The organism is Kurthia populi (genome assembly GCF_042686175.1).
Classification (GTDB): domain Bacteria; phylum Bacillota; class Bacilli; order Bacillales_A; family Planococcaceae; genus Kurthia; species Kurthia populi.
In genome coordinates this window covers 85315-106823 of the sequence record NZ_JBHUOR010000044.1, presented here as the reverse complement: position 1 = coordinate 106823, position 21509 = coordinate 85315, and the positions used below count along the sequence as shown (strand labels likewise).

20 protein-coding genes are annotated in these 21509 nt (G+C 37.1%); 11 read left to right on the top strand and 9 right to left on the bottom strand.

Annotation, left to right across the window (positions count from 1 at the left end):
- Positions 1-337 precede the first annotated feature (337 nt).
- A complete protein-coding gene (locus ACFSY7_RS09765; protein ID WP_020189267.1) occupies positions 338-760 on the bottom strand; it encodes an Ohr family peroxiredoxin in 423 nt (140 codons plus the stop codon).
- 154 nt (positions 761-914) lie between these two features.
- Here ACFSY7_RS09765 and ACFSY7_RS09760 point away from each other — a divergent pair, with 154 nt between their 5' ends.
- The gene (locus ACFSY7_RS09760) at positions 915-2291 is read left to right on the top strand and encodes an aldehyde dehydrogenase (RefSeq protein WP_380147718.1); all 1377 of its coding nucleotides are present in this window, start codon (positions 915-917) and stop codon (positions 2289-2291) included.
- A 41-nt stretch (positions 2292-2332) separates the two neighbouring features.
- Here ACFSY7_RS09760 and ACFSY7_RS09755 read toward each other — a convergent pair whose 3' ends face one another.
- The gene (locus ACFSY7_RS09755; RefSeq protein ID WP_380147717.1) at positions 2333-3835 is read right to left on the bottom strand and encodes a two-component system sensor histidine kinase NtrB; all 1503 of its coding nucleotides are present in this window, start codon (positions 3833-3835) and stop codon (positions 2333-2335) included.
- Positions 3836-4053: 218 nt separating this feature from the next.
- Here ACFSY7_RS09755 and ACFSY7_RS09750 point away from each other — a divergent pair, with 218 nt between their 5' ends.
- From ACFSY7_RS09750 to ACFSY7_RS09730, 5 genes are all read left to right on the top strand, one after another.
- The gene (locus tag ACFSY7_RS09750) at positions 4054-5112 is read left to right on the top strand and encodes a M42 family metallopeptidase (protein ID WP_020189270.1); all 1059 of its coding nucleotides are present in this window, start codon (positions 4054-4056) and stop codon (positions 5110-5112) included.
- Between the two features lie 4 nt (positions 5113-5116).
- On the top strand, positions 5117-6589 hold the full coding sequence (locus ACFSY7_RS09745) for a UDP-N-acetylmuramoyl-L-alanyl-D-glutamate--2,6-diaminopimelate ligase (RefSeq protein WP_380147716.1): 1473 nt from the start codon (positions 5117-5119) through the stop codon (positions 6587-6589).
- Positions 6590-6732: 143 nt separating this feature from the next.
- On the top strand, positions 6733-7983 hold the full coding sequence (locus tag ACFSY7_RS09740; protein WP_380147715.1) for a LysM peptidoglycan-binding domain-containing protein: 1251 nt from the start codon (positions 6733-6735) through the stop codon (positions 7981-7983).
- 196 nt (positions 7984-8179) lie between these two features.
- A complete protein-coding gene (locus ACFSY7_RS09735) occupies positions 8180-9754 on the top strand; it encodes a peptide chain release factor 3 (RefSeq protein WP_020189273.1) in 1575 nt (524 codons plus the stop codon).
- Positions 9755-9892: 138 nt separating this feature from the next.
- A complete protein-coding gene (locus ACFSY7_RS09730) occupies positions 9893-10438 on the top strand; it encodes an NADPH-dependent FMN reductase (protein ID WP_126990847.1) in 546 nt (181 codons plus the stop codon).
- Between the two features lie 130 nt (positions 10439-10568).
- Here the strand turns inward: ACFSY7_RS09730 and ACFSY7_RS09725 are convergent, their stop codons facing one another.
- Both ACFSY7_RS09725 and ACFSY7_RS09720 read right to left on the bottom strand, forming a co-directional pair.
- Positions 10569-11915, bottom strand: coding sequence for a hypothetical protein (locus ACFSY7_RS09725; protein WP_380147714.1), 1347 nt, complete (start codon positions 11913-11915; stop codon positions 10569-10571).
- Positions 11916-11931: 16 nt separating this feature from the next.
- Positions 11932-12387 carry a hypothetical protein gene (locus tag ACFSY7_RS09720; RefSeq protein WP_380147713.1) on the bottom strand — a complete coding sequence of 152 codons (456 nt, stop codon included), beginning with the start codon at positions 12385-12387 and terminating at the stop codon, positions 11932-11934.
- A gap of 621 nt (positions 12388-13008) precedes the next feature.
- Here ACFSY7_RS09720 and ACFSY7_RS09715 point away from each other — a divergent pair.
- Together ACFSY7_RS09715 and ACFSY7_RS09710 are read left to right on the top strand one after the other, a co-directional pair.
- Positions 13009-13779: a TerC family protein gene (locus tag ACFSY7_RS09715; RefSeq protein ID WP_126990845.1), complete on the top strand. Its 771-nt coding sequence runs from the start codon at positions 13009-13011 to the stop codon at positions 13777-13779.
- 222 nt (positions 13780-14001) lie between these two features.
- A complete protein-coding gene (locus ACFSY7_RS09710; protein ID WP_020189278.1) occupies positions 14002-15360 on the top strand; it encodes a TrkH family potassium uptake protein in 1359 nt (452 codons plus the stop codon).
- A gap of 47 nt (positions 15361-15407) precedes the next feature.
- Here ACFSY7_RS09710 and ACFSY7_RS09705 read toward each other — a convergent pair whose 3' ends face one another.
- On the bottom strand, positions 15408-17135 hold the full coding sequence (locus ACFSY7_RS09705; RefSeq protein ID WP_380147711.1) for a B12-binding domain-containing radical SAM protein: 1728 nt from the start codon (positions 17133-17135) through the stop codon (positions 15408-15410).
- A gap of 138 nt (positions 17136-17273) precedes the next feature.
- Here ACFSY7_RS09705 and ACFSY7_RS09700 point away from each other — a divergent pair, with 138 nt between their 5' ends.
- Complete coding sequence (locus ACFSY7_RS09700) at positions 17274-17723, top strand: MarR family winged helix-turn-helix transcriptional regulator (RefSeq protein ID WP_126990843.1); 450 nt, start codon at positions 17274-17276, stop codon at positions 17721-17723.
- Between the two features lie 120 nt (positions 17724-17843).
- Here the strand turns inward: ACFSY7_RS09700 and ACFSY7_RS09695 are convergent, their stop codons facing one another.
- Positions 17844-18443, bottom strand: a complete 600-nt coding sequence (locus ACFSY7_RS09695; protein WP_380147709.1) for a CPBP family intramembrane glutamic endopeptidase — start codon at positions 18441-18443, stop codon at positions 17844-17846.
- Between the two features lie 90 nt (positions 18444-18533).
- On the bottom strand, positions 18534-18728 hold the full coding sequence (locus ACFSY7_RS09690; RefSeq protein ID WP_020189282.1) for a YkvS family protein: 195 nt from the start codon (positions 18726-18728) through the stop codon (positions 18534-18536).
- A 103-nt stretch (positions 18729-18831) separates the two neighbouring features.
- On the opposite strand from ACFSY7_RS09690, the gene ACFSY7_RS09685 reads away from it, so the two are divergent.
- A complete protein-coding gene (locus tag ACFSY7_RS09685; protein WP_020189283.1) occupies positions 18832-19020 on the top strand; it encodes a hypothetical protein in 189 nt (62 codons plus the stop codon).
- Between the two features lie 109 nt (positions 19021-19129).
- Positions 19130-19312, top strand: a complete 183-nt coding sequence (locus ACFSY7_RS09680; protein WP_020189284.1) for an aspartyl-phosphate phosphatase Spo0E family protein — start codon at positions 19130-19132, stop codon at positions 19310-19312.
- Between the two features lie 99 nt (positions 19313-19411).
- Here the strand turns inward: ACFSY7_RS09680 and ACFSY7_RS09675 are convergent, their stop codons facing one another.
- On the bottom strand, positions 19412-20260 hold the full coding sequence (locus ACFSY7_RS09675) for a MerR family transcriptional regulator (RefSeq protein ID WP_380147707.1): 849 nt from the start codon (positions 20258-20260) through the stop codon (positions 19412-19414).
- Positions 20247-21440, bottom strand: coding sequence for an MFS transporter (locus tag ACFSY7_RS09670; RefSeq protein WP_380147706.1), 1194 nt, complete (start codon positions 21438-21440; stop codon positions 20247-20249). The genes ACFSY7_RS09675 and ACFSY7_RS09670 overlap by 14 nt, the downstream gene beginning before the upstream one ends.
- Positions 21441-21509: the final 69 nt, after the last annotated feature.

The window sequence follows — 21509 nt, the reverse complement described above, 5'->3', positions numbered from 1 at the left end:
AGCACTTTCATTGATCAACAATCGACCAAGAAAGTGCCTCAACTGGAATACCACACAGGATGCATTTGAATGTGAAGTGGTGCAGTTAATTTGACAATCTATCGTCTAAATAAAATAAGGACGTTCACATTGAAATTACAGTGTGAACGTCCTTTTTATATATGTGCATACTATTTTAGACAAAATAAAATGGCGGGAGCTCATCTTCCCGCCGAAAAAAACAAACTCGCTCCAGCATCCGGCTGTTATGAGCGAGTAAGTCTGCTATTCAAAAAAGAATAGCAATAGGTTTGGCACCTAATAGTTAATTATACAGATGTTTTAAGAAAATGCAACATTAAATTTGTGCTTGTGTAATAATTTCTACATCGATATTGTCACGTGTTGCTTTAGAGTATGGACAATTTTGATGGGCAGTAGCCGTAAGTTCCTCACCAACTTCTTGGGATACACCTTGAATATCAACAACTAGAATGACACCAATTTTAAAACCACCATCATTTTCATCTGATTGTAGGCTAACTTTTGCTGTGACGGTAGAGTCGATTTTATGGCCGGCTTTTTTCGCTGCTAAGTTGAGCGCGCCATCATAGCAGGCTGCATAACCTGCTGCAAATAGTTCTTCAGGATTTGTTTTTGAAGGATCTTTATCTTTCGCTGGATTTGTGAGGTCGATGTTAATTGAACCAGTATTTGATTCAACATGACCTTCTCGTCCATTTTTCGCTGTTGCTTGTGAAGTAAAGAATACTGTCATCATTCATCATCCTTTCTCGTCGTTATTTATTAGCTTTCCTCCTTTTGGGATGTCTTAAACCGTTTTATTTGGAATAATTTGAGAAGGTCCGAATGGAAGAAAAGCGTGGAAAAGTGATACAATTCAACTAATAGCGAAGTGAAGGGGGAAACAACACGTGGAACATATTGAACATTTAATTGACGAACAACGCCGATATTTTGATAGTGGTGCAACGCGTTCATTAGCTTTTCGAAAAGACCAATTGAAAAAACTGAAGAAGGCCATTTCTAGTAACGAGAAAAAGATTACCGAAGCGTTATATCGAGATTTACACAAAAGTGACTTTGAAGCCTTTGCAACAGAAATTGGGATTCTTTACGATTCGATTAGTTTTGCACTGAAAAACCTAGAGGAATGGATGCATCCTGTAACAACATCTACGCCGATTCAATTTCAACCAGGGAAAAGTTTTATCGTACGTGAACCATATGGTGTGACCTGTATTATTGGGCCATTTAATTATCCATTCCAATTAGTCATGGAGCCACTAGTAGGTGCAATTATGGGCGGCAATACAGCGATTGTGAAGCCGGCTGAAACGGCGCCATACACAGCGATGATTGTTCGCCAAATTTTAGAGGAAACATTTGACCGTGAATATGTTGCTGTTGTAGAAGGCGAGAAAGAAGTAGTGCAAGGATTAATTCATGCAGAATTTGATTTTATTTTCTTTACCGGGAGTGTCGCAGTCGGCAAAATTGTCGCTGCTGCCTGTGCAGAGCGCCTAACACCGTATGCCCTTGAGTTAGGTGGTAAGAGTCCAGCTATCGTTGATCAAACGGCTAATTTAGAAGTGGCTGCAAAACGTCTTGCATGGGGTAAATTCACAAATGCTGGTCAAACATGTGTGGCACCAGACTATGTGCTTGTGCATGAATCCGTAAAGGTACCATTTTTACGTCAATTGAAAAAAACGCTGACAAAATTTTACGGTAAAGACCCCCAAAATTCAAAAGACTTCGGTCGTATTATTAATACACGTCAATTTGAACGATTAAGCGCATTGCTACAGCAAATGCAGAGTGAGGTATTGATTGGTGGCCAACAAGATCCTGAAGACCTGTACATCGCTCCTACTGTTTTACAAGATGTAAAATGGAATAGTCCGATTATGGAAGATGAAATTTTTGGCCCGATTATGCCGATTTTAGTGTACGAAGATTTAGAAACGGCAATCCGCTTAATTAAAAAGAAACCAAAACCACTTGCAGCGTACCTATTCTCTGAGTCTGATAAGGCTGTTGATTATTTCTTAGAAAACTTACCATTTGGTGGCGGTTGCATTAATGATACGATTACACATGTTGGCTCACTACATTTACCATTCGGTGGTGTAGGTGAATCGGGCATGGGGAATTATCATGGCCGCGCAAGCTTTGACTGTTTCACACATCCAAAATCAATTTTGAAACGTTCAACAAAACTCGCAAATAATGTGTTATTCCCACCGTATAAAAAGAAAGTCGCATTAGTAAAAACGATTATGCGCTAACTAAAAAACACTTCCAGAGAATACTACCTGGAAGTGTTTTTTTAATTGTTATAAAAAATTGTGCTGAGTGGTAATAGAATTGTAAATTCCGTACCTACACCATATGTGCTTTTAATTTTAATATCTCCTTTATGCTCATGAATGATTTTTTCAGTAATCATCATGCCAAGACCTGTTCCTTTTTCTTTCGTTGTATAGAATGGTTGGAAAATGTTATCAACAACGTCTTTTTTCATACCAATGCCGTTGTCTGAAATTTTTACAACGACGTGCGTAGTAGTGGTTGTCATCGCAAAATCGATATGACCTTCTGCTTCAATGGCTTCAATCGCATTTTTGAAAATATTAATAAACACCTGTTTAATTTGGTTAGCATCCCCTTTGATAATAGCATTTGGTGCATCCCAAACCTCATGAATTGTAATGTTTTTAACATCCATTTCAAGTTTAAAGAGCGCAAGCATATCTTGTAGTATATGCTCAATATTAAAATCTTTTGCATCTTGGGCATGTGGTTTAGATAGCACTAAGAATTCGCTAATAATTAAATTAATACGGTCAATCTCAGATTTAATTAATTTCGTATAGTAAGTATAGGGCGAATTGACATCTTCATTCATCATTTGAACAAAGCCTGAAATAACAGATAGTGGGTTTTTCACTTCATGCGCAACACCCGCTGCGATTTCACCCGCCACTTTTAATTTTTCAGACTGCACACGTAATTCCTCCGCTTCCTTACGATACGAAACATCACGTGTAATAACGGACGTCGCAATAACTTGACCATTTGCATCGAAAATAGGTGACAATGTTACTTCAGCATCAAAGATAGTGCCATCTTTTTTCATATCTTTTGTTTGGAGTAAGTCAAAGCTTTCACCAGCGACCATATTCGTAATACGTTTTTTCGAAGCTTCATAATAATCTGGCGGAACCATCGGAATTTGTTGACCGATGCTTTCTTCTAAGGACCAGCCATAGAGCTTTACAAAAGCGGGATTGGCGGCAATGACTTTATTATCTAAATCAAAAACAGCAATGCTGTCTTTTGCATTCTCAAAAAACAACTTCAAATAGCCTTCTTTTGATTCAAACTCTTTTTCCATTGAATCATTTTTTCGTTCGATTGATCGATTTGATGCGTGTAAATACAGTGCTTGAACGAGGCTAAACGTAATAAGAAATAAAATTGAGATGAGGAGCCAAAAGAGTTGCTCGCTAGATAAGGCGCGCCATAGCTCTGGAAATAACCAATACGTTAACAAACCAGTTTCAAGAAATGTCACAATGAGCATGACAACGTTGAGTATGAATGAAAAATAAAGCGAAATAAGCAATAAGTCAAAAATTAGGAATAAAACGTAAAAAGGATTATCGGTATTAATTAGTGTCACGACACCCGTTATATTTAATAAAAGAATGATAAGGGCAGCATTTAAAGGCTCGCTTAATTTTTTTGTTGCAAAAATAATCGAAAAAATACCGCCGATTATAACAAAAATAATTGGAGCGGCAAGTGGATAATCTAGTCCACGAATCATACATAGAAATGTAAATAAAAACATGCCAAGTGTATAAAGAAATAGCAAGAATTGATTTCTTCTACGTAAACTAGTAGAGTTCTTCATAAAGACACCTCGAATACTTGATGATACTATCATACCATGATTTCTCTCTGTCGGAAAAAGGCATATTTTGATATGATGGAAGAATATATTTACGCCTTTCTACTATTTAAAAATAAAGGAGATTTTCTACTGTGCAAATTTTTAATGAAAAAGAAACCATTCAACTATTAGAAACGTTAACAAATACGCCAAGTCCATCGGGTTATACGACCAAAATCATGAAATTGATGGCGAGTATGCTAGATGACATTGGTGTATCATATGTACAAACAAATAAAGGTGCGCTTATTGCGACTGTTAAAGGGAAAAACGATGACCGTCATCGTTTATTAACAGCGCACACTGATACATTAGGTGCCATGGTGAAGGAAGTAAAATCTTCTGGTCGCCTTGCATTATCAATGGTAGGTGGTTTCCGCTGGAATGCGGTAGAAGGTGAATATTGTACAATTCATACCGCACGAGGTGAAGCAATTCGTGGTACTATATTAATGCACGAAACATCTGTCCATGTTTACAGTGAAATGGGCACGCTACCACGCGACGAAAAGCATATTGAAGTGCGTGTTGATGCGAAGACAACATCAGCAGAAGATACGCGTGCATTAGGTATTGAAGTAGGCGACTTTATTTCATTTGATAACCGTTTTGAGTTTACGGAATCAGGCTTTGTTAAATCTCGCCATTTAGATGACAAAGCGAGTACAACACTTCTTATTCAATTATTAAAATTGATTAAAAACGAGTCAATTGAACTCCCTTATACAACTCATTTTTATATTTCAAATAACGAAGAAATCGGTTACGGGGGAAATGCAAGCGTACCAGAGCAAACCGTAGAGTATATTGCAGTCGATATGGGTGCAATTGGCGATGGCCAACAATCTGATGAATATACGGTTTCAATTTGTGCGAAAGATTCTAGTGGTCCTTACCATTATGAATTGACTCGTCAGTTAGTAGCTCTTGCTAATGCCAATAATATCGAGTATAAGCTCGATATTTATCCACATTATGGTTCGGATGCATCGGCAGCAATTCGCGCAGGCTTTGATGTGCGCCATGCATTATTCGGTGCAGGCATTGAATCATCACATGCTTTTGAACGTACACATGTAGACTCTTTACGCCATACAGCTGCTTTATTATACGCTTATGTTACTTCTCCAATGATCGATGAGGAGGACTAATTTTATGCAAACTACAGAACTATTACATCGCTTAGCGCAAAAACGTATCGTCGGTACACTTCCAGAAGAAGTGCGTAATATGGCGATTGATTCACGTACAGTAGAAGAAAAAACAATTTTTATTTGTATTAAGGGCTATACAGTAGATGGGCATGATTATGCACAACAAGCTGTTGATAGCGGCGCAACAGTCGTTGTTACCGAGCGCGAACTAGATTTAACAGGTGATGTGGCGCAAGTTATCGTCCGCAGCACAGACCGTACGCTAGGTATTTTAGCGGCGAAATTCTTTGACTACCCATCACAAGATTTAACAATGATTGGTGTCACAGGTACCAATGGTAAAACAACTGTATCAAATATGATTGAAAAAATGCTTCTTGGATTAGGGATTAAATCAGCATTAAAAGGAACAATTGGTTTTGATATTAATGGCACATTATATCAATCTTCAAATACAACAAGTGATGCACTTTCTACCCAACAAATGATTTTCCGTGCAAAATCAGAGCATTGTCGTGCGATGATTATGGAAGTCTCCTCACACGGTCTTGTATTAGGACGTGTAGCAGGTATTGACTTTGATGTCGCGATTTTTACAAACCTCACACAGGACCATTTAGATTTCCATGGAACAATGGAAAACTACGGGAATGCAAAAGGCATGTTATTCTCACAACTTGGCCAAGATTTAACAAAAGATAAACATGTCGTGTTAAACTCAGACGATGCTTGGAGCGAAAAATACGAAACGCTAACACCATTCCCGATTTGGCGCTATGCACTTCACGATGAGACAGCAGACTTCCGTGGCGTGGATATTACGTATCATAATGAACATACAGAATTCACGATGTTAACTCCTGAAGGCGAACGTCATGTGGAATTAAAATTATTAGGTGAATTTAACGTCTACAATGCACTTGCAGCCGTTGCAGCACTTTACGCAAAAGGCTATCCAATCGATGATGTTATCGAGCAATTAGAAAGCTTAACAGCGATTAAAGGTCGTATGGAACGTGTACCAACAGGTGATTTACCAATCGATATTTTTGTTGACTATGCACATACACCAGACGCAATTGAGAAAGCAATCGATGCCGCAATGCCATACAAAAAGAACAAGATGATTTTTGTGATTGGTACAGGTGGTAACCGTGATAAATCGAAACGTCCAGACATGGCACGTAAAGCGTCAAAAGCTGAATATGTTATATTAACAACAGATGATCCACGTTACGAAGCGTATGATTCAATTATGGGCGACCTTGAAAAAGGGATGGAACATAAAAATTATGCATGTATCGGGGACCGTGAAGAAGCGGTGCGTCATGCTGTACAAATGTCTGAACCTGGGGATTTAATCCTCTTTGCAGGTAAAGGCCATGAAGATTATCAAATCATTGAAAACACAAAATATCCGCATAGCGATGCCCAAATCGCATTAGATGAAGCGGCAAAAAAATACGCTAAATAATTATTGTCGAAAAATGACATAAACATTACAATTATGTGATGTTTATGTCATTTTTTTAGTGTCCTACCCAATTTGAAACATTAATGGTATTCTAATGTTATCTAATAGTAACAGAAAAAGGTTATAGAGAAGGGAATAGTTACATGAATCAAAAAGGCAAATGGCTTGCAGCAGCAATGGCAACCGTTGTGACTACCGCAACACTTGCTTCAACTGCTCAAGCAACAACAGCTGTGCAAAAAGAATCAACAGTAAGCAACTTAACGGCAAATACAGCTGAGGAAAACACAAAAGTTTTAGCAAAAGCGAAAAGTGCAACAGCCACTGTCGAAAGTTTTATTGATCAAGTTTCACCAGATGTTGTGATGCTTTCTCAACAATATGGCATTTATGGCTCGGTTATGATGGCACAGGCGATTTTAGAAAGTAGTTATGGTCGAAGCGCGCTAGCTTCAGCACCAAATTATAACTTATTCGGCATTAAAGGTGACTATAACGGGCAATATGTGAACATGAAAACATTAGAAGATAACGGTAAAGGGCAGTACTATACAATCACAGCAAAATTCCGTAAATATCCTTCTTACAAAGAATCATTAGAAGATAATGCAAAAAAATTACGTTACGGTGTTAGCTGGAACGCAAAATATTATAGTAAAGCGTGGCGTGAAAGCGCAAAAACATATAAAGACGCAACGAAAGCCTTAACAGGTACATATGCAACAGATACTCGTTACAACACAAAATTAAACGACTTAATCGCACGCTATGATTTAACACAATTCGATGCACCATTAACAACAGGTTCTACTAGCTCAAATACGACCGTGACACAAACAGGGAATTCGATTTCAAAAGGTACAACCTATGTTGTGAAAAAAGGTGATACGCTAACGAAAATCGCGAAAAAATATGGTACAACAGTGAAAAATCTAACAAGCTGGAATTCATTAAAAACGACAACGATTTTTGTTGGTCAAACCTTATATGTTTCAAAAACAGTACCTACAGTGGATGAAAAAGATACGTCATCGACAAATACGACTGTAACACCAGCAGGTAAAGATACATCAATTAATGTGACAGAAACGTCTAAAAAAGCGACAATTCATACAGTGAAAAAAGGCGATACGTTAACAAAAATTGCGAAAAAGTATGGTACGACTGTAACAAATTTAAAAAAATGGAATGGTTTAAAATCATCAACGATTAAAATTGGTCAAAAATTAAAATTAACAGCAAAAGCAAACATGACATACAAAGTAGTAAAAGGCGACACGTTAACAAAAATTGCGAAAAAGTATGGTACGACTGTAACGAATTTAAAAAAATGGAACGGTTTAAAATCATCAACGATTAAAATTGGCCAAGTACTAAATGTTACAAAAGCGTAATTGTATGAAAGAGGATAGTGTATTCGAAGCACATCCTCTTTTTTCATGCTTTCATTTTTGATATACTTGATAAGTTAAGTAATAGAACACGAGCATTTGAATTTAAACTAATAGGTGATATCTTATGTAGGTGTACAAGTAGCAGTTATAAATTGAATGATTAATCGTATATTGATTTAAAATAAAGGAGAACAACATGACTACGAATTTAGAACAAGATATTCTTTCACGTCGTACCTTTGCCATTATCTCTCACCCCGATGCTGGTAAAACGACAATTACAGAAAAACTTTTATACTTCGGTGGCGCAATTCGCGATGCGGGTACTGTAAAAGGTAAAAAAACAGGGAAATTTGCGACATCTGACTGGATGGAAATCGAAAAACAACGTGGTATCTCAGTAACATCTTCTGTAATGCAATTTGATTACGATGGTTGCCGCGTTAACATTTTAGATACACCAGGGCACCAAGACTTCTCTGAGGATACGTATCGTACGTTAATGGCTGTCGATAGTGCAGTCATGGTTATTGATGCTGCGAAAGGGATTGAAGCACAAACGAAAAAACTTTTCCAAGTCTGTCGTATGCGTGGTATTCCTATTTTCACATTCATTAACAAATTAGACCGTCAAGGTAGAGAACCATTGGAACTAATTGAAGACTTAGAAGAAGTATTAGGTATCAATGCATATCCAATGAACTGGCCAATCGGTATGGGTAAAGAATTCTTAGGAATTTACGATCGTTATAATCGTCGTATTGAACAATTCCGTACGGAAGAAGAAGACCGCTTTATTCCATTAAATGATGAAGGAACAATTGATGTTGAAAATGATATGACAAAAACATCTTATTATACACAAGCATTAGATGACATTTTATTATTAGACGAAGCAGGAAATGACTTCTCTGAAGAAGCAATTGAAAAAGGTCAATTAACACCTGTATTCTTCGGTTCTGCGTTAACAAACTTTGGTGTGCAAACATTTTTAGAAACATACTTAAAATTTGCGCCAGGGCCACAACCTCGTTTAACAGAACAAGAAACAATTGTAGAGCCAACAGATAAAGACTTCTCAGGTTTTGTATTTAAAATTCAAGCAAATATGAATCCAGCTCACCGTGACCGTATTGCCTTTGTACGTATCGTTTCTGGTAAGTTTACACGCGGTATGAATATTACGATGAACCGCACAGGTAAATCATTTAAAGTAACACAAGCAACAACATTTTTAGCGGATGATCGTGAAACAGCAAATGAAGCCGTAGCAGGGGATATTATCGGTTTATATGATACAGGGAACTACCAAATTGGTGATACAATCGTTGGTGGTAAAAAGAAATTCCAATTCGAAAAACTACCACAATTCACACCAGAGTTATTCGTACGCGTAAGTGCGAAAAACGTTATGAAACAAAAACACTTCCATAAAGGGATTGACCAGCTTGTACAAGAGGGTGCAATTCAGTACTACAAAACTTTATTTACAGAAGACATCATTCTTGGTGCGGTTGGTCAATTACAATTTGAAGTATTTGAAAATCGTATGAAAAATGAATACAATGTGGATGTTATTATGGAACATATCGGCCAAAAAATGGCGCGCTGGATTCGTAATGAAGAAGTGATTAAAGATTCAATGACTGGTCCACGATCAATTTTAGTAAATGATCGTTTTGGCAATAAAGTATTCTTATTTGAAAACCAATTCGCGATGCGTTGGTTCGAAGATAAATATCCAGAAGTTGAGCTATATAGCTTACTATAAGTAAAAGAAGGTGCTTTCCTACTTAGGAAAGTATCTTTTTTTATGGTATTTTGACTTTTATAAGTCAAAATAATTGAAAAATATTACATGAAGCGATACAATCATCTTGAAATTGAGATAAAATGGAGGTCGTAAAGTATGAAAGTAGTAGGTATTGTAGGTTCAGTTCGTAAAGATTCATTAAATAAAGCACTCGCAAATTTTGTAGCAAAACAATTTGAGCATAAATTTGAAATGGAAGTACTGACATTGGAAAATATTCCTTTGTATAATCAAGATATTGAAAATGATGCACCTCAAGAAGTAAAAAGCTTTAAAGAAAAAGTAGCGGCAGCAGATGCAGTGATTTGGTTCACACCTGAGTATAATGGTACGATGCCAGGCGTTTTGGTAAATGCTATTGACTGGCTATCACGTGTTAATCGTGTAATGGTCGGAAAGCCATCATTAGTAATGGGGGCTTCAATGGGTGCATTAGGCACTGTAAAAGCACAAGCACATTTATATGATGTCTTACGCTCACCTGGTATTGACTCCCCATTTTTAGCTGGTGCAAACCAAGTGGTTGTTGGTGCAGCGCATACAAAATTTGATGAACAAGGCAATTTAACGGATGATAACACGGTGAATTTTTTAGACATGGTGACAACAAACTTTGTTGAATTCGTTGAAAAGAATAACTAAAAAGAGGCTAGGAGATACGTCTAAAAACAATCTCTCCTATGATCATAAGAAAAACCGGAATCGCGCAAAAGCGCGGTTCCGGTTTTTCGTTGCGAACGCTAAAAAAGGAACATGACATCCCAATCTCATTTTAATTTTGTTCCATATTAATTTGTGTATTTAATTCACGCATATAATAGAGCTGCGCATAGGCAAAGTTATGCAGCTCTTTCGCATAAATCGTATCATTATTACTTGAGCTTTGACCAATTGTTGCGACTAAGCCATTGCTCTGAATAAGTTGTTCAATTTGCAAAAGCTGAGCTGTAATATGTGTACAGGGCTGATTACGCCAGAACAGTAAAATTTGTTGGTAATTAAAGCCGACAATACTATGCTGATTCGCCATGAGTAGATGGATTTGCTGTATCAGTTGTTGAAAGCGTGCATCCTTCTCATCGAGCGTATCAATGGTCATCACAGCACAATCGACATGATCGTGTTGTGCTAACCAATCATTGACAATTTGAAATACACCTTTAGCACGGTATGAGCCCATGGCATCATCAAATAGTTGTGTAGCCATCTTATCACGCTGGGCATGACGTTGAATATTTAATGTCGTAATATCATCGATACGCTGCTGAGAAGTATTCATCGTTAATGTTGTCAGTACATGATCCATTGAACTTGTATAAGGGTCATCTAAGCGTTTTTTTGCCAATAGTAGATTGGCATGGACGGTATGAGCCAAATCAGCCATATGTGAGTTACGTAATAAAATCGCTAATGCTTGCTTTAAATACACCTTTGCTGCAAGTAGCTGCTGGTCTTGTTGTGCTAGTAGCGCTTTTAGACGATAGTATGTTGCTTGGTCACTCGCAAATGGCGTATAGCAAGGTTCTTCAATAATGGTTCGATTACGCTGTATATAGCGCTGTGCTAACGTAAGTTGTCCGTCATAAATAAGTGCTTCACTTAAATTCATTTCAATCCGCATCGCCAAAATAGGATGCTTGATATCATCGCTAAGATGGGCCATACCAATGAGTGCATATTGAATCGCATGGGAATAATCTTTTAATAGTGTTGCTGTATGACACGCGTTACTAAATGATTCGACGATTGCGAGCTGGTTCTTTTTTTTCAGGGCCATTCGACATGCTCGTTTTAGTACATACATTGATTGTTCGTAATAGCCTTGATAGTTATAAATAAACGTTAAATATAAATTTAAAAATAATTTGCTTTGCTCATCATCTAGCTCATGACAGAGGTATTCGTAGCGTTCAAAGAAGTGCAATAAAATTTCATATTGTCCTAAATTGGAACTAGCCATCATCATGTAGCGCAGCATGTGTAACTCAACAAAGTTATTTTTTTCGTTAACAGCGAGTTGATAATAATGAAATGCTTGTTTTTTTGCTTGTTCATAAGCACCTTCACAGCACATTTGCTCAAGGGATTGAATGATTTTTTCAAATTCTTTCGCTTGCATATAATCCCTACTTTCTTTAAACATGATGGCTTTCAAAAATAGACCACTGTGCACGAGCGGCTATTAAGGCTTGTTGCAATTGAGCTGTTAATGCTTCATCATGTGTATTCGAATATTGAATAATTTTTCGTAGTATACGCCCCTGTAAATTTGTAATTGCCGAAGGGACGGGTTCGATCGTGCTATATTTTTCTTCAAAAAGTGGACGAATATCCATATTACGCAATGTTTCATTTTGTAAGATTTCATTCGGTAATGAAGAGTCTTTGAAAATATCGCTTAACCAATACGTTAAATAGCGTGTTATGGCAATTGCTGCGATATAAGCACGTGAAGGTTGTTGTTGAATGGCTTCAAATATTGTTGGGAATATTACGTTTTCTCGTACATGTTTTAAAATCAGGTGGCGGACATTAAAAATCATGCTAGTAAGTGGTTCTTCAAAGTATTGATCTTTTGGAATCATTAACATGAAGTAAGTATCTCGAAGTATATCCCATGTTTGAATATGGCTAATTGCTTCATAGTCGATTGTTGTTAATAAAGGGGCATAGTGAAATACTTGCTCCTTAAAATGATTGTAATGACAATCGCTTATGACAAATAAACTTGTTTTTTGCGAGAAAAAAATTCTAATGTCATGTCCATATTTTTTGTTAATAAAGGGATGTCACTCATAAAATCCTCCTGAACAGGTGTCTTATAATTAAGTATAACAAATTTAGTAATGACATCAATAAAATATGATAATTGTTTTTAGGTGATAGGTATTTATATGTTAAATGGTTAGGTATGTATAGCATTAAGACTTATTTTAATTCAAAAATATTGTAAATTTTGAAAAGTAGTATTTTTTTATTTACTTTTTGAAATAGATGTTGTTATAATAGCAGTAACAACAAACAGAATAAACTTTTGACTTCGGTCAAGGGGGAGTAGCTATAGGACGTGTTCCTATCCTTATAATCGTCAGTACATGATCTATAGAGAGATCATCGGTTATAAGAGCAAAACTTTTTTGCTAAGTGAGACCTTTGCCTTTATTTAGGCATGGGTCTCTTTTTGTTTGTTCAAAAAAGGAGGAGAAATCCAAATGGAACTATTATTGGAATATGGTTGGGTACTACTTGTGCTAGTTGCATTAGAAGGGTTATTAGCAGCTGATAACGCCGTTGTAATGGCTGTAATGGTAAAACACTTACCACCAGCACAACAGAAAAAAGCATTATTTTACGGCTTACTAGGTGCATTCGTTATGCGTTTCGCTGCATTATTCATGATTACATTAATCGTCGAATTATGGTGGGTACAAGCAATCGGTGCTGCGTATCTACTATTCATTAGCGCGAAGAATTTATATGATCTGCGGAAAGGGCATGACGATGATGAGCATGTAGATGAAGAAGGAAAGTCAGTGAAAAAAGGCTCTGGCTTCTGGATGACGGTTGTAAAAGTAGAAGCAGCCGATTTAGCATTCGCAATTGACTCAATGCTTGCAGCAGTAGCATTAGCTGTCACACTTCCTCATTGGGGTGAGTGGGAAATTGGCGGTATCAATGGTGGTCAATTCACCGTTATGTTCTTAGGAGGTATTATCGGGCTTGTCATTATGCGTTTCGCTGCACAAGCATTCGTTAAATTACTTCAAAAATACCCACAACTTGAAACAGCTGCTTTCTTAATCGTAGGCTGGGTTGGTGTAAAATTAACAGTTATGACATTAGCACATAAAGACATTGGTGTATTAGATGAGCATTTCCCACATTCATTTACATGGAAAGCTATCTTCTGGACAGTACTTGTGTTATTAGCTGTTGGTGGTTATATTATGGGTGTTCGTAGTGCGAAAAAAGAACAACACTAAAAATAAATAATAAGCATAAGTGAAGAAGGAATTGCGCGGGCGCGATTCCTTCTTTTTGTTAGGAACCGATACATTTTGTTCTAGTATTTTTTTATGGTTGTATATGTAACTATAGGGAATAATATATTGACAATTCTTTCGGATAAGACAGTCTATCTTTTTACAAACTTTTCTCCTACAATAGGATATTATGACGTTAACTAATTGAAAGGACTCGATTTTATGGGAAGTATAAAAAAGATAAAAAAACGTGCAACACCTTTCCAAGTAATCGTTTTATATTATTTTGCGGCGATGACGGTTTCCTTTATCCTATTGAGTTTACCAGGCGTACATAAGCCAGGTGTTCATGTATCCTGGCTTGATAGCTTATTTACAGCTGTTAGTGCGGTTAGCGTAACCGGACTCACGACGATTAATGTTTCTGAAACGTATTCATTATTTGGCATTATCATGTTGCTCGTTGTTTTACAACTCGGCGCGATTGGTATTATGTCAGCGGGTACATTTTTATGGCTCGTTGTCGGGAAAAAAATTGGCTTGCGAGAGCGCCAGCTGATTATGGTCGATCACAATCAATATAATTTATCTGGTGTTGTGCATTTAATTAAAGAAATTATTAAAATTTTATTAAGCATTGAAGCAGTGGGTGCGATAATTTTAACATGTTATTTTTATTTTACTCCGTACCATGATACATTTGGACAAGCGTTACTACATGGTATTTTTGGTGCTGTGTCTGCGACGACAAATGGTGGGTTTGATATTACAGGAACATCGATGGCACCGTTTCGTAATGATTATTTTGTACAAGTTGTGCATATGATTTTAATTACACTTGGCGCGATTGGCTTTCCGGTATTAGTGGAAGTAAAAGCATTTTTAAAGCGTAAGCATAATGAGGTGTTCCGCTTTTCGTTATTTGCAAAAATCACAACGGTTACATATGGCGTGCTTTTTGTAGTGGGAACACTTGTCGTATTATTAATTGAATCATTCCATTCATTCAAAGGGATGAGTTGGCATGAGGCTTTATTTGCCGCAATGTTTCAGTCGAATTCGACACGCTCAGCTGGCTTGACAACGGTAGATGTTACGCAATTCCATGAATCAACGGATATGTTTTTAAGCTTCCTCATGTTTATTGGGGCCTCTCCTAGTTCAGTAGGTGGTGGTATTCGCACGACAACTTTTGCGATTGCTGCATTATTTTTATACAACTTTGCGCGTGGTAAGGAAGATATTAAAATCTTCAAACGTGAAATTTATTTAATTGATGTATATCGATCGTTTGCCGTTATTTTATTAGCGTGTATGATGGTGCTCATTTCAACAATGATACTTGCATTGTCTGAAAAGAGTGCAACCTTGATTCAAATTGTTTTTGAAATCACTTCTGCGTTCGGTACATGTGGAATGTCTCTCGGACTGACCGAAGACCTGTCCTCCTTTGGGAAAATCATTATTATGTTACTCATGTTTATAGGACGAGTTGGCTTGATTTCCTTCCTGTATTCACTTGGAGGAAAATCAGAAAAACCAAAATTCCATTATCCAAAAGAGCGTGTGATTATAGGTTAAATAAAAAACAGGAATCCAACTGGGTTCCTGTTTTTTATTTAACCTAATTATTTTTCAATCATGCGGAAGTGCGTTTTACCTGATGGCTCGAAGTACGTTAATAAGTAACTTTCCTTCGCAATAAAGTCGCCATTATGTGCAGCCTCCACATCAATGTGACAAGGCACGATTAATGTGTGTTTAAATAAATCTTTTTCAGACAGGTTAAAGCGCTGTACTTTATCTTCTGCTTGTAGCAATTGGTCGTAAAGTGGACGAGCATCCTCTTTTGCGAGTGCATTTTGCCACCAAATCTTGCGTGGGAAGAAGCGCTGTGCATCGAAGTAATCTAGCTGCATAAAGTTTTCGACGATACGTGTATCCACACCACCACGTTTTTCGAGGAATCCTAATAGGCGGGTAAATAGGTCTTCTAGTTGGTGACCTATTTTTGACCAGCCCTGCTCATCCCAGTACGTGCCGAATTCTTGGAAGAAATCGAATGGTGAATCAAATACTTCTTTTACTAAATATTCGATTGTACGATTCATACGATGGTCATTCCAATATTTCTCTAAAATATCTTCGGTTTGTTTAATGCGTAAAATTTCATCAAATGTGAGAACATTGTTTGAGAAAATTTCGTAGGGTGCTAGGTCGATATAGTCGTAACCATATTTTTCGGCATCGATTCGTAGACCTGTACCACGCAGTAATTTCAAGAAGCCCAGCTGTAATTCCTCTGGACGCATGGCAAAGACATCATTGAAGGTTTTACGGAAGCTCATATAGTCTTCTTCAGGGAGACCAGCAATTAAATCAAGATGTTGATCGATTTTGCCACCATCTTTAACCATCGTCACGGTACGCTTTAATTTCTCGAAGTTTTGACGACGTTTTACGAGATCATTTGTTTCATCATTTGTTGATTGCACACCAATTTCAAAACGGAATAGGCCAGCTGGCGCATTGGCGTTTAAGAATTCAATGACTTCAGGGCGCATAATGTCTGCTGTAATTTCAAATTGGAAAACAACCCCTGGCTTATGCTCATCAATTAAAAATTGGAACATTTCCATCGCATAACTACGGCTAATATTAAATGTACGGTCGACGAATTTAATCGTACGTGCACCATTTTCCATTAAATATCGAATATCTGCCTTCACATTTTCGCGGTTAAAGTAACGAACCCCTATTTCAATAGAAGAAAGGCAAAACTGGCAGTTAAATGGACATCCGCGACTCGTCTCAATATACGCAACGCGACCTGGGATATGGCGTTTGTCTTCGTCAAAACGATAAATACTAGGCATTGTACGTAAATCTGCTTTTGGCGCGGCAGCATGAATTTTTACTTTACCATCTTCTAAATAACAAACCCCTGGAACTTCCTCAAGTAAGATTTCGCCATGTAAGTGTTGTAGTAATTTTTTGAATGAAATTTCGCCTTCACCCATTAAAATGTAGTCAACTAGACCATCTAAACGGCGTAACCAATCATGAACGTCATAAGACACCTCAGGACCGCCTAAGATAATTTTCGTATGTGGACTTACTTTGCGTAGCATACGGATTACATGAATCGTCTCTTCAATGTTCCAAATATAACAGCTGAAGCCGACGATATCAGGCTTCTTTTGATACAAATCTGAAACGATATTAAACGAAGGGTCCTTAATCGTATATTCAGCTAGCTCTGGGTCAAATTCTGGTCTAGCGTAAGCTTTTAAATAACGAATGGCAATATTCGTATGAATATATTTGGCATTCAATGTTGCGAGTACAGTTTTCAATTGTAGAAACTCCTTTAAATTAGTGTGAGAGATATGCTTAGTGTATCAACAATAGGGGATTGTTACAAACTCGTTTTGACAAAGCAATTTAATAATCGCTATAATAAATTTAATGTGAAAAAATAAAGGATGATACGAATGACTTCTTCAGAAGAAATCAAACAATCTCTTAAATTATATATTGTGCTGTCACGAGCAAATAAAGCAATCAATGAAGTGACAAACCAGTTTTTCCAAGAGAATGGTTTAAACCCAACAGAATTTGCGGTACTAGAGTTGCTTTATCATAAAGGCCGCCAACCATTACAGCAAATCGGCAATAAAATTTTATTAGCAAGTGGTTCGATTACGTACGTGATTGATAAACTTGAAAAGCGAGGTTTTTTATACCGTCTTGCATGCCCAAATGATCGCCGCGTGACATACGCAGAAATCTCAGAAAAGGGCAGTGATTTTATGGCCGAACTTTTCCCACGTCATGAAGTGCAACTAAATCATTTAGTGAGCTCTCTTGATGAAGAGGAAAAAAACCAAGCGATTCAATTGCTAAAAAAATTAGGCTTATCGATTAAAGATTTATCGTACTAAGTTTTATGGATAGCAAAAAGGAGAAATCGCGATAAAATGCGATTTCTCCTTTTTAAGTAGAAAATAAAATTCTGTTGGAATAAATTCCATAAAATAGTAAAAAAGATGTGGGTTAGCATCTTAATATAGTGGTAATAATAAGAAAAGAAGTGTTAGCATCACAATGTGAATGATGATAATGACCGGCATACTTTTAGTGCGTTCGTAAAGAAAGCCGATTACAATACCACTAAAGAAGGCGGCAACACTAGGCATATAAAAGCCATTGATTGCGAGTGGAATAGCAAATGCGAATGAAGCCACGATAATAGCGAATACATCACGCATAAACTGTTTTAAGTATTGTTGAACAAAGCCACGCCAGTAGAGCTCTTCAGCTACAGCAATAATCAGAATAAGCAAAATATATTCAAAAAGAGAATGTGGGGAAAACGTTACAAGAAATGTCTGTACGTTTGTCGCCGCAGTATGGGGTAGAAGTTGATAAAACCCTAAAATAATAAAGTAACCGATAATACCACTTGGAATGCCTAATACTAAATAGTTAGCAGTTGATAGCTCATCAAAAACTTCCGAAAACGTTTTACTAAATGCGACACATAACAGCATTGAAAACGTGTATGTAAACCAAAAGAGTGCGGGATTTTGAAAGCTAACTGTCATTAGTGCAAAAACAGCAATCAATGAAAATATAAAAACAAGATGATAGCGCCGCAACATATAAAGTCCTCCTAAAAAAATAGTACCGTCTCATAAGGACGGTACTTCATTACAGCTATTGTAGGATTAAATGATACCGATAGCAAGAAATTATTTAGCTGCGTGCTCTGCAATGACTTTATAGCGCTTATGATTGATTACAGTACGCTCTTCTAAATCAAGGCTACTAAAATTGCTCATATATGTTAAATTAACAATTACAGAGTTCTCATTTACTTTTTCTACAATACCTTGTAAGCCATCACCAAACTCAATGATATTTCCCAGTTCTACTCTTTCTGTCATATTCAACAGCCCCTTTTGCAATAATATTGTAAATATTGTGCATGAATTTCTAGAAAAAGTAAAATAAAAACTATTAAAAAAACAAAAAAGGAAGTAATTTACAATGAAGGATTATAATTCTATGCTAGATGACTTGAAAAATGGCAAAATCGCTTCGATTGATGTAGATAAAAATGAATTCTATGAAATTAGAGAAATTGTCATTAAAAGAGAAGATTTTAAACATTTTAGAGGGATTGCCAAGCAGGGTGGCAATGTTTCTTATGTGTATTCTGTTGAAGGTAGAAGCTGATTTGTCGAATTTTGTCGTAAATTTCATCTCCGAAAATGTGGAAATAATAGTATAATAATGAACGTTACGTAAACTATTTTAACGAAGTATATAGAGGGAGGATGGACAAATGATGTCTGATACGCTTTTAAGAAAATTAGAAATCACTCGTGAAAAAATGATTCAGTCAGGCCTGGAAAAAGGATTTTTGAATGATGAAACCATCCGCTTAAGTGAAAAACTTGATCAACTTCTAAATCTTTATCAATTCCATACAACAAATGATGTAAACGATTACGATAAATTAGATTAATGATGATAAACGATAGGCACCGTAGCATACGCTGCCTATTTTTTATGCTAAAAAGGCCGAAATCCCGTTCTAAAGGGGTTTCGACCTTTTTTAATGCAGTTATGCTTTATCTAAACTAATACGTAGCTCGATAATGAAAACGGATTTTGCTTCGGGTGCATACTGCGTCATCGTGAAAAATTCGTAAATACTTTTAGGCTTTAAATGCCTTTCTTCTATATAAGCACATAGTTTTTGATAGTTTATTACATAGGCGGATGGACTGAATTCAAAACGAATTGCAACGTAGCGCCCACCTGGAATTTTGCCGATGTCCATTCCTTCTGCAATCTCTGTTACCCATTTGTCGCTAAAAAGCGGCGTGAATAATGTATGGTAATCCATCTCCTCAACGGACGCGTAATCTGCACGGTAAGGAAAGATGCCACCATAGCCACCATGAATGCCAAGATGCTGCTCTTCTAGAAAATGTTTCATATCGCTATAGGAGCTATTTTCAATAGCGCGAGGATTAATGCCTTTTTTCGTCAGTGGCTTTACTAAAATACGTGTAACAGGTGCCTCTAGCACATAGACCTCATTCAACTGATGGTCATCAAGCTGCTGTGTTAAATATTGACGTACCTGTGCGATATTTTTTTGTACGGCAGTAAGCTCACTTAGCTGCTCATTGACGACTTGCTCTTGCTCATCTAAGAAATGAAGCTGTTCTGCGGTTGAAATTTGATATGTTTCATGGATTTTTTCAAGCGGCGTTCCTATTGAGCGTAGTGACTTAATCCAATCAAGCTGAAAAAGCTGTGTATCTTCATAGTAGCGATAATTTGTTTTGGGGTCTGTGAAAGCAGGCTTAAATAAGTCGATTTGATCGTAATAACGCAATGTGTAAATCGAAATATTCATTAACTTTGCGACATCACCAATTGTATAAAGATTATCTTTCTTCAATTACCTCACCTACAGTTTGTTGTACAAATTTTGGCATTATCCATTTAAATGTTATCAATAAAGCAAGGATAAGTACAACTGCGGCAAATTGGAATGGTAAATTAACATTTAAATCAAATAGCATCCCACCAAGTAATGGGCCAATAATATTACCGAGACTCGTGAACATCGAGTTCATCCCTCCAACAAAACCTTGTTCATGCCCCGCAATTTTTGATAAATAAGTAGTAATGGCCGGGCGAATCAAATCAAAGCCGATAAACGCAAAAAATGTCACAAGCATGACAGTGAAATGCGTTGGTGCAAGGGTCATTAACAAAACGACAACGGCTGAAATACCGAGGCACCAGCGTACAAGGCGGATTTCGCCAAGTTTTCGTGTCAGTGGTGCAAATAAAATACCTTGAGCAATTGCGCCAAAGATGGCACCAACTGTAATCGAAATCGCAATATCCGTTGGTGTGAAATTAAATTTATGATTTGTAAATAAGCTAAAGAATGAATCAAATGCGGCTAGTCCAAATGTTGAAATAAATAATACCGCAAATGGAATGAAATACACTTTTGAGAATACACGTTTAATACTTTTATCATCATGTTTTTGCGCGATTGGCGCCGCATTTTGTGGGCGCTCTGGCTCTCTTAATGTAATAAATGATAATACGGCAGCGATTAAGGCCATCATTGTCGCAACGAAAAATGGCACGCGTGTACCAAATGCTGCAAGGAAACCACCAACGCCAGGGCCGATGATAAAGCCTGTTGAAATCGCGGCAGACATTAATCCAAGTGCACGTGGGCGTTCTGTCACTGTTGTAATGTCAGCAATAAAGGCTGTGACAGCAGGCATAATAAAGGCACCGCTAATCCCACCTAAAATACGTGATATGAAAAGCATTTCAACGTTTGTCCCGATAGCAAAGAAAAATTCAGAGATAGCAAAAATGATTAAGCCAACAACAATCATTTTTTTACGACCAATCGTATCCGTCCATTTACCAGCGATTGGCGAGAAGATGAGCTGGGCAATCGCAAATGCTGCAACCATCAATCCGACAGTAGAGCCGGTGATGCCAAGCTCGTTCATAATGGTTGGCATGACGGGAATAACCAATCCGATGCCAACGAAGGCTAAAAATAAATTCATTAATACAAGGCTTAATGCCAGCTTTTTCTTCATATGAAGATTCCTCCTTTTTTAAAAGTTCTAAGCGTAACTATAAACCCTAGAGTAACTAGAGAGTCAAGA

Bases quoted from the DNA above. Each gene is read 5' to 3' on its own strand.
- ACFSY7_RS09670 (WP_380147706.1), bottom strand. From the start codon at position 21,440: ATGAAGAAAAAGCTGGCATTAAGCCTTGTATTAATGAATTTATTTTTA.
- ACFSY7_RS09730 (WP_126990847.1), top strand. From the start codon at position 9,893: ATGAAAGTAGTAGGTATTGTAGGTTCAGTTCGTAAAGATTCATTAAAT.
- ACFSY7_RS09695 (WP_380147709.1), bottom strand. From the start codon at position 18,443: ATGTTGCGGCGCTATCATCTTGTTTTTATATTTTCATTGATTGCTGTT.
- ACFSY7_RS09700 (WP_126990843.1), top strand. From the start codon at position 17,274: ATGACTTCTTCAGAAGAAATCAAACAATCTCTTAAATTATATATTGTG.
- ACFSY7_RS09725 (WP_380147714.1), bottom strand. From the start codon at position 11,915: ATGCAAGCGAAAGAATTTGAAAAAATCATTCAATCCCTTGAGCAAATG.
- ACFSY7_RS09765 (WP_020189267.1), bottom strand. From the start codon at position 760: ATGATGACAGTATTCTTTACTTCACAAGCAACAGCGAAAAATGGACGA.
- ACFSY7_RS09745 (WP_380147716.1), top strand. From the start codon at position 5,117: ATGCAAACTACAGAACTATTACATCGCTTAGCGCAAAAACGTATCGTC.
- ACFSY7_RS09755 (WP_380147717.1), bottom strand. From the start codon at position 3,835: ATGATTCGTGGACTAGATTATCCACTTGCCGCTCCAATTATTTTTGTT.
- ACFSY7_RS09685 (WP_020189283.1), top strand. From the start codon at position 18,832: ATGAAGGATTATAATTCTATGCTAGATGACTTGAAAAATGGCAAAATC.
- ACFSY7_RS09720 (WP_380147713.1), bottom strand. From the start codon at position 12,387: ATGTTAATGATTCCAAAAGATCAATACTTTGAAGAACCACTTACTAGC.
- ACFSY7_RS09680 (WP_020189284.1), top strand. From the start codon at position 19,130: ATGATGTCTGATACGCTTTTAAGAAAATTAGAAATCACTCGTGAAAAA.
- ACFSY7_RS09690 (WP_020189282.1), bottom strand. From the start codon at position 18,728: ATGACAGAAAGAGTAGAACTGGGAAATATCATTGAGTTTGGTGATGGC.
- ACFSY7_RS09740 (WP_380147715.1), top strand. From the start codon at position 6,733: ATGAATCAAAAAGGCAAATGGCTTGCAGCAGCAATGGCAACCGTTGTG.
- ACFSY7_RS09735 (WP_020189273.1), top strand. From the start codon at position 8,180: ATGACTACGAATTTAGAACAAGATATTCTTTCACGTCGTACCTTTGCC.
- ACFSY7_RS09710 (WP_020189278.1), top strand. From the start codon at position 14,002: ATGGGAAGTATAAAAAAGATAAAAAAACGTGCAACACCTTTCCAAGTA.
- ACFSY7_RS09715 (WP_126990845.1), top strand. From the start codon at position 13,009: ATGGAACTATTATTGGAATATGGTTGGGTACTACTTGTGCTAGTTGCA.